Here is a 13,122-nt window from a genome sequence, read left to right as displayed (position 1 = left end):
CAACTCCGCGAATACCTCAAGAGGGCCATCGCCGACGCCCGAGACGCACGCAAGCGTCTGCGCGAGGTCGAGGACAAGGAACAAGAACCCATCGCCATCGTCTCCATGGCCTGCCGCTACCCGGGAGGCGTCGCCTCACCCGAGGACCTGTGGCAACTGGTCGCCGACGGCACCGACGCCGTCTCCTACTTCCCCACCGACCGGGGCTGGGACCTGGAGCGCCTCTACGACCCCGACCCGGAGAAGACCGGCACCTCCTACTCCCGCGAAGGCGGCTTCCTCTACGACGCCGACCTCTTCGACCCCGACCTGTTCGGCATGTCCCCCCGCGAAGCCCTCGCGGCCGACCCACAGCAGCGCCTCCTCCTGGAGACCGCCTGGGAGACCTTCGAACGCGCCGGCATCGACCCGGTCTCCCTCAAGGGAACCCGCACCGGCGTGTTCGCCGGCGTCATGTACAACGACTACGGATCACGCCACCACCTCCCACCGGAGGACTTCGAGGGCTACCTCTTCAGCGGCAGCGCGGGCTCCATAGCCTCCGGCCGCGTCGCCTACACCTACGGCCTCGAAGGCCCGGCCGTCACCATCGACACCGCCTGCTCCTCCTCCCTGGTCGCCCTCCACCTCGCAGCCAACGCCCTGCGCCGCGGCGAATGCGACCTCGCCCTCGCGGGCGGCGTCACCGTGATGTCGACACCCGTCGCCTTCATCGAGTTCTCCCGGCTGCGCGGACTCGCCGCCGACGGCCGCAGCAAATCGTTCTCCGCGGCGGCCGACGGCACCGGCTGGGCCGAAGGCGTCGGCCTGCTCCTCGTCGAGAAACTCTCCGACGCCCGCCGCAACGGCCACCAGGTCCTCGCCGTCATGCGCGGCTCCGCCGTCAACCAGGACGGCGCCTCCAACGGCCTGACCGCCCCCAACGGCCCCGCACAGGAACGCGTCATCCGCCAGGCCCTCGCGGGCGCCGGACTCAACCCCGCCGACATCGACGTCGTGGAAGCACACGGCACGGGCACCCGACTCGGCGACCCCATCGAGGCGCAGGCACTCCTCGCCACGTACGGACAGGACCGGCCCGAAGGCCGTCCGCTCTACCTCGGCTCCCTGAAGTCGAACATTGCCCACGCCCAGGCCGCGGCGGGAGTCGGCGGCGTCATCAAGATGATCCAGGCCATGGAGCACGGCGTGATGCCTCGCACCCTGCACAGCGATCAGCCGACCACCCACGTCGAATGGGACACGGGCGCCGTGTCCCTCCTCAAGGAGGCAAGACCCTGGCCCGAGACCGACACCCCGCGCCGCGCCGCCGTCTCCTCCTTCGGCTTCGGCGGCACGAACGCCCACGTCATCATCGAGGAAGCACCAGCAGCCGAGAACACCGAGGACACACCACCCCTCGCCGCAGCGCTCCCCGTCATGCCCTGGACCATCTCAGGCAAGACCGCCACCGCCCTCCGCGACCAGGCACGACGGCTGAACGCCCGCCTCACGGCGGACCTCGACGTCTCCCCCCTGGACATCGGCTACTCCCTGGCAGCCGGGCGCGCGGCCCTCGACCACCGCGCGGTGGTCACGGGCCGCGACCGCGGAGAACTGCTCGCCGGCATCCGCGCACTGGCCGAGGGCGGTTCCGCCCCCGGTCTGGTGAGCGGCGAACGGACCGCAGGCCGCACCGGTTTCCTGTTCACGGGCCAGGGCGCGCAGCGGGCCGGAATGGCGCAGCAACTCCATGACACCTTCCCCGTGTTCGCGGCTGCCTTCGACGAGATCACCGCTCTCTTCGACTCCGCCCTGGGTGGTTCTCTGCGTGAGGTGATCGCCTCGGGTGAGGGCCTGGACGAGACGGGGTGGACGCAGCCTGCGCTGTTCGCGGTCGAGGTGGCGCTGTTCCGTCTGGTGGAGTCCTGGGGTGTGCGCCCGGACTTTGTCGCGGGGCATTCGATCGGTGAGATCGCGGCGGCGCATGTGGCGGGGGTGTTCTCCCTGGAGGACGCGGTCCGTCTGGTGGTGGCCCGCGCCGGATTGATGCAGGCGCTGCCCCAGGGCGGTGCGATGGTCGCCGTCGAGGCGACCGAAGCGGAAGTCATCGCGCTCCTGGAGGGCGAGGTGGCGATCGCCGCCGTCAACGGCCCCCGCTCGGTCGTGGTCTCCGGCGAGGAGACCGCGACACTCGAAGTGGCCCGCAAGGTGGGGGAGTCGGGCGGCCGAACCCGTCGCTTGACGGTGAGTCACGCTTTCCATTCGCCGCTGATGGATCCGATGCTGGCCGAGTTCAAGACGGTCGCGGCGAGCGTCACGTACGAGGCACCGCGTATCGCGGTGGTTTCGACGGTGACGGGCAAGGTCGCCACCGGCACGGATCTGCGTACGGCCGACTACTGGGCGGGTCAGGTCCGTGGCACGGTCCGTTTCGCCGACGCCGTGGAGTCGATGGCGGCCGAGGGCGTGACCTCGTACCTGGAGGTGGGTCCCGACGGTGCGCTCTCCGCGCTGGCCGAGGGCGCTGTTCCGGCGCTGCGCCGGGGCCGTGACGAGGCCCTGACGCTGCTGTCGGCGGTGGGCACCCTCTACACCCGGGGTGTCCCGGTCGACTGGCGCACCCTCTACGCCGGGACCGGCGCCCGCCAGGTCCCCCTGCCCACCTACGCCTTCCAGCGCCGCCGCTACTGGCTCGAACCCCGCCCCGTCGCCGAGGCCCACGACACCGGTGCCCCCACCTCCGGCCACCCGGTCCTCGGCTCGCCCATCACCGTGGCGGGCTTCAACCAGATCCTGTTCACCAGCCGCCTCTCCCTGAAGAGCCACCCGTGGCTCGCCGACCACGTCGTCCTCGGCTCACCCGTCCTCCCGGCCTCCGCCCTGGTCGAACTCGCCATCCACGCGGGCGACCTGATCGGCCACCCGGCACTCGACGAGCTCAACCTCCAGGTGCCGCTGGTGCTCCCGGAGGAAGGCAACATCCAGCTCCAGGTCAGGGCCGGAACCCCGGACGACACCGGACGGCACTGCCTGTGCCTGTACTCCCGCCCCGACGACTTCGACGCCCCCTGGACCATGCACGCCGAAGGCTGGTACCTGACCGAGGAGCCCGAGGTCGCCGCCTCCCTCGCCTGGAACGACGACACCACGGGCCGGACCACGGAGATCCAGCTCCCCGACGGACTCCAGTCAGACGCCGGACGCTACGGACTGCACCCGGTCCTGCTCCAGGCCGCCCTGCCGACCCGCCCCGAGAACCCTGCCGCCGGGACGATCCCGGTCCCCGCCGACTGGTACGGGGTCCGGCTCCACGCCACCGGCGCCACCGCCGTCAGGGCCCGGGTCACCGAGATCGACGAGGACTCCTTCTCGCTCCAGCTCGCCGACGCGGCCGGTGACCTGGTCGTCTCGGTGGAGTCCATCGTCTTCCGCGACATACCCAACGAGCAGTTCAGGGCCGCCGTCGGCGGCGACAGCACGGGACGCGAATCGCTGTTCCACCTGGACTGGACGCCCACCGCGCTCCCACAGCCCGCCGAACCGCTCGCCTGGGCCGTCCTGGACACGGACGGCGCAGGAGGCGACACGGCCGAACCGAACGACGGCGGCACACACCGCTATCCGCACCCGGCGGCCGTGGCCGAAGCCCTCGCCTCCGGCACCCGTATCGACGCCGTCCTGCTGCCGTGGACCCCCGCCGGCCCCCCGGCAGACCAGACCACCGCCACACACACGGCCACCCGGAACGCCCTCACCCTGATACGCGAGTGGCTGGCCGACGAGCGCCTCGGGGCGACCCGGCTCGTGGTCGCCACCTCGGGCGCGGTCGCCACCTGCGACGGAGAGGACGTCACCGACCTGGCGGGCGCCGCCGTCTGGGGCCTGCTCCGCTCGGCCCAGTCGGAAGCCCCGGACCGCATCGTCCTGGTCGACACCCACCGCGACGCCACCGCCGACGCCGACGTGGGCACGGCCCCGGACGACGCCACCGGCACCGGCGCGCTCTCCGCCCTCCTCGCCTCCGGCGAACCCCAGGCCGCCCTCCGCGACGGGACCACACTCCTGCCCCGGCTGCGCCGCGTCCCCGCCACCGCCCCGCCCTCCGGCCGCACCCCCGTCTGGAAGCACGGCACGGTCCTCGTCACCGGCGGCACCGGCACCCTGGGCGCCGAGTTCGCCCGCCACCTCGTCGCCGAACACGGCGCCGCCCGGCTCCTGCTGCTCTCCCGCACCGGCGAACAGGCCGACGGCGTGGCGGGCCTCCTCGACGACCTGCGGGGCATCGGCGCCCACGTCACCGTCGCCGCCTGCGACGCCGCCGACCGCGACGCGCTCGCCGCCGTCCTCGCGGGCATCCCGCGGGAGCACCCGCTGACCGCGGTCGTCCACACCGCCGGCGTCCTCGACAACGCCCTGATCCCCACGCTCACCGACGACAGGCTCGCCGACGTGCTGCGGCCCAAGGCGGACGCGGCCTGGCACCTGCACGAACTGACCCGCCACCTGGACCTGGAGGCGTTCGTGACGTTCTCCTCCACCGTGGGCGTCCTCGGCGGACCCGGCCAGGCCAACTACGCCGCCGCCAACGCCTTCCTGGACGCCCTCGCCGCCCACCGGCACGCCCACGGACTGCCCGCGACCTCCCTCGCCTGGGGCCTGTGGCAGCTCGGCGGCATCAACGCCCACCTGACCGAGAGCGACCTCAACCGCTTCGCCCGCGACGGCTTCCGCCCGATCGCCCGCGTCGAGGGCCTCTCCCTGTTCGACCGGGCCACCGGCGACGGCCGGCCCGCGCTCGTCGCGACCCCCGTGGGAGTGTCCGCCGTACGGGCCCAGGCCCGCGTCCCCGCGCTCCTGAGCGAACTGGCGGCCCTGCCGGGCCGCCGCGTCGCCCGGTCGGAGTCCGCCGACCCGGCGTCCGACCCGGCGGCCGACCTCGCCGCGCGCCTGGGCGAACTGAGCGAGGTCGAACAGGAACAGCTCCTGCTGACCCTCGTCCGTACCGACGTCGCCGCGGTCCTGGGCCGTACCGACGCCGAATCCATCGCCCCGGAACGCGCCTTCCAGGACCTCGGCTTCGACTCCCTCACCGCCGTCGACCTGCGCAACCGGATCGGCACCGCCACCGGGGTCAAGCTCCCCGCCACCCTCGTGTTCGACCACCCCACCCCGGCGGCCCTCGTCACCCTCCTGCGGGACCGCCTCGCCCCGCAGGCCCCCGACGCCCGCCAGGCGCTCCTCGACGAACTCGACCAGATGGAAAGGAAGCTGACGGCCGTCTCGGGGGACGACCAGGACCGCTCGGCCGTCTCCGCCCGGCTGCGGGCCCTGCTGTCCCGCGTCGAAGGGACCGACGGCCCGCCCGCCGCACCCGGCACCGACGCGTCCGACGCGATCGAGTCGGCCTCCGTCGACGAGCTCCTCAGCTTCATCGACAACGAACTCGGCAGCTCCACCCCCTAGGCGCCGCTCCACCCCAGGAGCCGCTCCGCCCCCGTGGCGGACGGCCCCAGCGCCGGTCCGGCGGACCCCTTCCGCCGGACCGGCCCCCTGCCACTCAGCCTTCGCCCGAGGAGAGCACGAACGCGATGTCCAACCCGTCGAACGAAGAGAAACTGGTCGAGTACCTGAAGCGGGTCACGGTCGACCTGCAGAAGGCGAACCGCAGGATCGCCGCCCTGGAGGCGGCCGATTCCGAGCCGATCGCCGTCGTCGGCATGGCCTGCCGCTTCCCCGGCGGAGTGGCCTCGCCCGACGACCTGTGGCGGCTGGTCGCCGACGGCACCGACGCCATCACCGACTTCCCCACCGACCGGGGCTGGGACCTGGAGCGCCTCTACGACCCCGACCCGGGCCGCGCGGGCACCTCCTACACCCGAAGGGCCGGATTCCTCCACGACGCCGCCCTCTTCGACGCCGGGTTCTTCGGGATCTCACCCCGCGAGGCCCTCGCCATGGACCCGCAGCAGCGCCTGCTCCTGGAGACGTCCTGGGAGGCGTTCGAGCAGGCCGGGATCGACCCCGACACCCTGCGCGGCAGCCGTACGGGCGTCTTCGCGGGCATCATCGAGCAGAGCTACCTGGGTCTGGAAGGACCCGAGGAGTTCGAGGGCTACCTGCTGACCAGCAAGCTCAGCAGTGTCGCTTCCGGCCGGGTCGCCTACAGCCTCGGTCTCGAAGGCCCCGCCCTGTCCGTCGACACCGCCTGCTCCTCCTCGCTCGTCGCCCTCCACCTCGCGGTCCAGTCGCTGCGCTCCGGCGAGTCCGACCTCGCCCTCGCGGGCGGTGTGACGGTCACCGCGACCCCGGGCGGGTTCGTCGACTTCTCCCGGCAGAGCGGCCTCGCGCCCGACGGCCGCATCAAGTCCTTCTCCGCCGACGCCGACGGCACCTCCTGGTCGGAGGGCGTCGGGATGCTCCTCGTGGAGAAGCTGTCCGACGCCCGCCGCAACGGCCACCGGGTCCTGGCCGTCATCCGGGGCTCCGCCGTCAACCAGGACGGCGCCTCCAACGGCCTGACCGCCCCCAACGGCCCGTCCCAGGAACGTGTCATCCGCCAGGCCCTCGCCGACGCGGGCCTGAGCACCGCAGACGTCGACGCCGTCGAGGCACACGGCACCGGCACCCGACTCGGCGACCCCATCGAGGCGCAGGCCCTGCTCGCCACGTACGGACAGGGCCGCCCGGAGGGCCGTCCGCTCTACCTCGGCTCCCTGAAGTCGAACATCGGGCACACCGTCGCCGCCGCAGGTGTCGGCGGCGTCATCAAGATGATCCAGGCCATGGAGCACGGTGTCCTGCCCCGCACCCTGCACGTGGACAACCCCACGCCGATGGCGGACTGGGACTCCGGAGCAGTCGAACTGCTCACCGAGGCCCGCGACTGGCCGGACACCGAGCGCGCCCGCAGGGCCGCCGTCTCCGCCTTCGGCGTCAGCGGCACCAACGCGCACGTGATCATCGAGCAGCCGCCCGCGGAGGAGCCCGCCCCGGCCGGGGGGACCGGGCGGACGGAGCCGGCCGCGACGGCCGCCCTGCCCGTGATTCCCTGGCTGGTGTCGGCCAGGACCCCGGACGCCCTGCGGGAGCAGGCCCGCCGCTTCCTCGACCACGTCACGGCCGACACCACCCTCTCTCCCCTGGACGTCGGGTTCTCCCTGGCGGCGGGGCGCGCGGCCCTCGACCACCGTGCGGTGGTCACGGGCCGCGACCGTGAGGAACTGCTCGCAGGGCTGCGGGCACTGGCCGAGGGCGGTTCGGCTCCGGGTCTGGTGAGCGGTGAACGGGCCGGAGGCCGCACCGGTTTCCTGTTCACGGGCCAGGGTGCGCAGCGGGCCGGGATGGCGCAGGAGCTCCATGACACCTTCCCGGTGTTCGCGGCGGCTTTCGACGAGATCACCGCTCTCTTCGACCCCGCCCTGGGGGGTTCTCTGCGTGAGGTGATCGCCTCGGGCGAGGGCCTGGACGAGACGGGGTGGACCCAGCCCGCGCTGTTCGCGGTCGAGGTCGCTCTGTTCCGGCTGGTGGAGTCCTGGGGTGTGCGCCCGGACTTCGTCGCGGGGCACTCCATCGGCGAACTGGCCGCCGCGCATGTGGCGGGGGTGTTCTCGCTGGAGGACGCGGTCCGTCTGGTGGTGGCCCGCGCCGGTCTGATGCAGGCGCTGCCCCAGGGCGGTGCGATGGTCGCCGTCGAAGCGACCGAGGCCGAGGTGACCGCCCTCCTGGAGGGCGAGGTCGCGATTGCCGCCGTCAACGGCCCCCGGTCGGTCGTGGTCTCCGGCGAGGAGACCGCCACACTCGAAGTCGCCCGCAAGATAAGTGAATTGGGCGGCCGGACCCGCCGTCTGACAGTCAGCCACGCCTTCCACTCGCCGCTGATGGATCCGATGCTGGCCGAGTTCAAGGCGGTCGCGGCGAGCGTCACGTACGAAGCCCCCCGTATCGCGGTGGTCTCGACGGTCACGGGCAAGGTCGCCACCGGCACCGACCTGCGTACGGCCGACTACTGGGCCGGTCAGGTCCGTGGCACGGTCCGCTTCGCCGACGCCGTGCAGACGATGGTGGCCCAGGGCGTCACCGCCACCCTGGAACTCGGCCCCGACGGGACCCTCTCCGCCCTCGCGGCCGAACTGGTCCCCACCACCGCCGCCCTCGCCCGCCGCGACCGCCCCGAGACCCTCACCGCCGTCACCGCGCTCGGCCGTCTCCACCAGCACGGCGTCCCCGTCGACTGGAACGGCTTCTTCTCCGGCACCGGCGCCCGCAAGGTCCCCCTGCCCACCTACGCCTTCCAGCACCAGCGCTACTGGGTCGAGTCGGCGGCCACCGCCCCCGACGCCGCCGGGCTCGGCATGCGGGCGACCGGCCACCCCCTGCTCGGCGCCGCCGTCGCCCTCGCGGGCGCCGACCGGACCGTGTTCACCAGCACCTTCTCCCCCCGCACCCAGCCGTGGCTCGCGGACCACACCGTCGCCGGTGCCGTCGTGCTGCCACCCGCCGCGCTCGTGGAACTCGTCATCAGGGCCGGGGACGAGTCGGGTGCGACCACCCTCGACGAACTCGTCCTGGACGCCCCGTTCGTCCTCGCCGAAGGCGGCGGCCACCAGCTCCAGGTCACCGTGGGCGCCGCCGACACCACCGGCCGCCGCCCCGTCACCGTCCACGGCCGCCCCGACGACCCCGACGCCCCCTGGACCGCACACGCCCACGGCACACTGAGCACCACCGCCGAAGGCCCCGCGTTCACACCGGCCCCGTGGCCGCCCGCCGACGCCGAGGAGATCGCCCTCGAAGAGCTGTACGCCGGGCGCGCCGCCGGGGGCCTCGTGTACGGGCCCGCCTTCCAGCTGCTCACCGCCGCCTGGCGCCGGGGCGACGAAATCCTCGCCGAGGCCGTCCTGCCCGGCCCGGCGACCGGCACCGAGGGCTTCACCCTCCACCCGGCACTCCTCGACGCGGCGGTACGGCCCCTCCTGCCCGCCGCACCGGACGGGGCGCCGCTCGCCGGACACTGGCGCGGCGTACGGCTCCACGCGACCGGCGCCACCTCGCTGCGGGTGCGCATCACCCCCCGGGGCGCCGGCTCCGCGAGCGTCGAACTCGCCGACCCGGCGGGGCAGCCCGTCGCCCTCGTCACCGAGGCGACGGTCCGCGCCGTCGACGACGGCACGTTCGCGACGGCCGCCGCCCGGCACGACGACGCGCTGTTCCACCTGGGCTGGACACCGCTGGGCGTGGCGGCGGCGGGGGAGACCCGCCCGGCCACGCTCGGCGACGGCGGCGACTTCACGAGCCCCGCCGAGGCCGCCGAGGCCGTCGCCGTGGGCCGGACCCTTCCCCTGGTCGTCCTGAGCGCCCGGCCGGAACCGGCGGGCTCGCTGCCCGGCTCGGTCCACGCCACCACCGAGAAGGCCCTCACCCTGGTACGGGAGTGGCTGGCCGACGAGCGCCTCGAAGGGACCCGGCTCGCCGTGGTCACCACGGGGGCGGTCGCCACCCGGGAGGGGGAGGACGTCACCGACCTGGCGGGCGCCGCCGTCTGGGGCCTGCTCCGCTCGGCCCAGTCCGAGCACCCCGGCCGGATCGTCCTGGTCGACACCGACCCCGGTGCGCCCCCGGGGGCCGGTGACGGGCCCGTCGTGGCCCTCGCCGTCTCCGGCGAACCCCAGGCGGCCGTGCGGGCCGGACAGGTGTACGTCCCCCGGCTCGCCAGGGCCGCCGCCCCCGCCCCCGGCACCGTGCCCGCCTGGAACCCGGACGGCACGGTCCTGATCACCGGCGGCACCGGCAGCCTCGGCGCCCTCTTCGCCCGCCACCTGGTGACCGAGCACGGAGTGCGCCACCTCCTGCTCACCAGCCGCAGCGGCCCCGCCGCCGCCGGGGCCGAGGAGCTGACGGCCGAACTGACCGCCCTGGGCGCCCGGGTCACGCTCGCCGCCTGCGACACGGCCGACCACACCGCGCTCGCCCGGCTCCTGGGCACGATCCCCGCCGAGGAGCCCCTGACGGGAGTCGTGCACGCGGCGGGTGTCCTGGACGACGGCCTGCTGACCACGCTCACCCCCGAGCGGCTGCACGCGGTGCTGCGGCCCAAGGTCGACGCCGCCTGGAACCTGCACCGCCTCACCCAGGACGCGCCGGTCACCGCCTTCGTCCTCTTCTCGTCCATCGCGGCCGTCGTCGGCGGCCCCGGCCAGTCCAACTACGCCGCCGCCAACCAGTTCCTGGACGCCCTCGCCCAGCACCGGCACGCCCGCGGCCTGCCCGCCACCTCGGTCGCCTGGGGTCTGTGGGAGCAGTCCGGCGGCATGAGCGGCCACCTCAGCGAGACCGATCTCGGGCGCATCGCCCGCAGTGGTTTCCGGCCCGTGCCGCAGGGCCGGGGGCCCGCGCTGCTGGACCGGGCGATGGCCCTGGGGTCCGCTGCCGTCGTCGCGACGCCCCTGGACATCGCCGTCCTGCGCGAGCAGCCCGGCCGTATCCCGGCGGTCCTCACCGCTCTGGCGCCGCTGCCCGCCCGCCCGGCCGCCGCGGGGGAGGGCACGGCGGCGGGCGGCTCGCTCGCCGACCTGGTCGCCGGGCTCGAAGGGCCCGCGCGCGAACAGGCCGTCCTGGACGCGGTGCTCACCCTGACCGCGGCCGTGCTGGGCCATCCCGACACCTCCGCGGTCCAGGCCGGACAGCCGCTGACCAAGCTGGGCTTCGACTCGCTGACCTCCGTCGAGCTCCGCAACCGGCTCGGTGTCCTGGCCGGTTCCAAGCTGCCCGCGACGCTGGTCTTCGACCATCCCACCCCGGCCGCCCTGGCCGCCTTCGTCGCCGGACAGCTCGCGGGCGGGGCCGGTCCCTCCGCCGTCGCGCCGGCGGCCGTGGACTTCGCCGTGGAGGTGAGCCTCGCCGCCGACATCCGCCCGGCGGCCGGGGCCGTCCGCCCGGTGGGGGATCCGCAGGAGGTCCTGCTGACCGGTGCCACCGGCTTCCTCGGCGCGTTCCTGCTGCGCGACCTGATGCGGACGACGAAGGCGACGGTCCACTGCCTGGTCCGCGGCGCCGACCAGGAGGAGGCGAGGAAGCGGCTGCGGACCAACATGGAGTGGTACCGGCTGTGGGACGAGGTCGACGAGGACCGGCTCTCCCTCGTCCTCGGCGATCTGGCCGAGGAGCGGCTGGGTCTGACCGAGGAGCGCTTCGACGACCTGGCGCGGACGGTGGACGCCGTCTACCACAACGGCGCCCGGGTCCACTGGCTGCACCCCTACACCGCGCTGCGCGACGCCAACGTCCGCGGTACCGAGGAGGTGCTGCGGCTGGCGGCCCGGCACCGTACCGTGCCCGTTCACTACGTCTCCACCGTCGGTGTCTTCGACGGCGTGCGGGAGGAGGGCGTCCCGCTCAGGGTGACCGACCCGACGGGGCCCGCCGAGGCCCTGCCCAGCGGCTACCTCCAGAGCAAGTGGGTCGCCGAGCAGCTCATCGGCGCCGCCCGTGACCGGGGCCTGCCCGTCTCGGTCTACCGGGTGGACGTGATCTCCGGTGACACCCGCAACGGTGCCTGCCAGACCCGTGACTTCGTCTGGCTCAGCCTCAAGGGCATCCTCCAGTCGGCGTCGGTGCCGGTCGGCACGGACGGCCGGTTCCATCTGCTGCCGGTCGACTACGTCAGTGCCGCCATCACCACCCTCGCCCGGCAGGAGGACACCGCCGGCCGGACGTTCCACCTGTTCAACCAGAGCTCCCTCAGCCTCACCGAGTGCGTTCAGCACCTGCGGGCGCACGGCTACACCCTGGAGGAGCAGGACTGGCCGAGCTGGAACGAGAAGGTCGGCGCGAGCAGCGACAACGCGCTGCGGCCGCTGCTGCACGCCTTCGAGATGATGACCTCCGACACCGACGGCTTCTATCCGCCGATCGACACCTCCGAGACCCTCGCGTGCCTCGCGGGCACCGGGGTGGACTGCCCGCCCCTCACCGCCGAACTCTTCGCCCGGTACATCGAGTTCTTCGTCGAGGTGGGCCACTTCCCGCCCGCGCCGGGCCGCGTCCCGGCGGGCGTCTGACGGGAGGTCCGGGCCGGGGCCCGACGATGTGCCCCGGCCCGGACCCCTCTTCCCGCCCGTCCGGGAACCCCCCCTTCCGCTTGACGGGTTCATGACCTGACATACCTTCCCTTGACCTGACGGGAAGTGGACCGGACGCGGGGTGCCCGGTGGCAGCATCGGCGCCATGAGCGATACGGGTGTGTTACTGAAGGACAAGGTCATCCTTGTCACCGGGGCGAGCAGCGGGATCGGCGCGGCGGCGGCGTACGTCTTCGCCCGCGAAGGGGCGTCGGTGGTCCTCGCCGCGCGCCGGGAGGAGAGACTCACCGCCCTCGCGGCGGAACTGACCGCCAAGGGCTTCGAGGCGTCCGCGGTGGTGTGCGACGTGACGCGCGCCGAGGACGCGCGGCGCGCGGTCGCGCACGCGACGGAGCGTCACGGCCGGCTCGACGGCGCCTTCAACAACGCGGGCGTCGGCGGGGACCGCTCCCCCCTCCACGAGATGGAGGACGGGGTGTACGACACCATCGTCGACACCAACGTACGGGGGCTGTGGAACTGTCTGCGCGCCGAGATCGGGGCGATGCTCGCGAACGGCGACGGCGGCGCCATCGTCAACAACAGCAGTGTGGGCGGCCTGGTGGCGATCCCCACCGCGGCCCCCTACGTGGCGTCCAAGCACGCGGTGGTCGGCTTCACCCGCGCCGCGGCCGACGAGTACGCCCGCCAGGGCGTCCGGGTGAACGCGCTGGCGCCCGGTTCGACGCGCAGCGAGATCACGGCGGACTGGTACGCGCGCAATCCCGGCCTTGAGGACGCGGTCCACGCGGTCACCCCGCAGGGCCGCACCGCCGCGCCGGAGGAGGTGGCCGAGGCCGCGGCCTGGCTGCTCAGCGACCGGTCCTCGTACGTCACCGGCACCGTGATGCCGGTCGACGGAGGGTACGTCAACCGCTGAGGACGAGAGGGAAGGACGAGGGGGCGGGGGGGGGGGGGGGGGGGGGGGGCCCCCCCCCCCCCCCCCCCCCCCGGCGCCGGGGCGGGGGGGGGGCCGGGGGGGGGGGGCGGGGGGCCGGCCCGGGGGGGGGGGGGGGCCCCCCCC

At 74.0% G+C, this 13,122-nt stretch carries 2 protein-coding genes and 1 pseudogene; all 3 read left to right on the top strand.

Features of this window, described 5'->3' with window-relative positions; all coding sequences use genetic code 11:
- Nucleotides 1-3: 3 nt before the first annotated feature.
- Nucleotides 4-5,445 (top strand): annotated as a pseudogene (locus tag ACIRQY_RS34105) (SDR family NAD(P)-dependent oxidoreductase); the annotation flags it as partial.
- Between the two features lie 125 nt (nt 5,446-5,570).
- Nucleotides 5,571-12,038, top strand: coding sequence for a thioester reductase domain-containing protein (locus ACIRQY_RS34100; protein WP_403932306.1), 6,468 nt, complete (start codon nt 5,571-5,573; stop codon nt 12,036-12,038).
- 166 nt (nt 12,039-12,204) lie between these two features.
- A complete protein-coding gene (locus ACIRQY_RS34095) occupies nt 12,205-12,978 on the top strand; it encodes an SDR family NAD(P)-dependent oxidoreductase (RefSeq protein WP_403932303.1) in 774 nt (257 codons plus the stop codon).
- The last annotated feature ends 144 nt before the right edge of the window (nt 12,979-13,122 follow it).

This window comes from Streptomyces sp. NPDC101490, from assembly GCF_044767145.1.
GTDB lineage: Bacteria > Actinomycetota > Actinomycetes > Streptomycetales > Streptomycetaceae > Streptomyces.
Note: the sequence above shows the minus strand (reverse complement) of the source record. Positions and strands in the feature narration are given on the sequence as shown.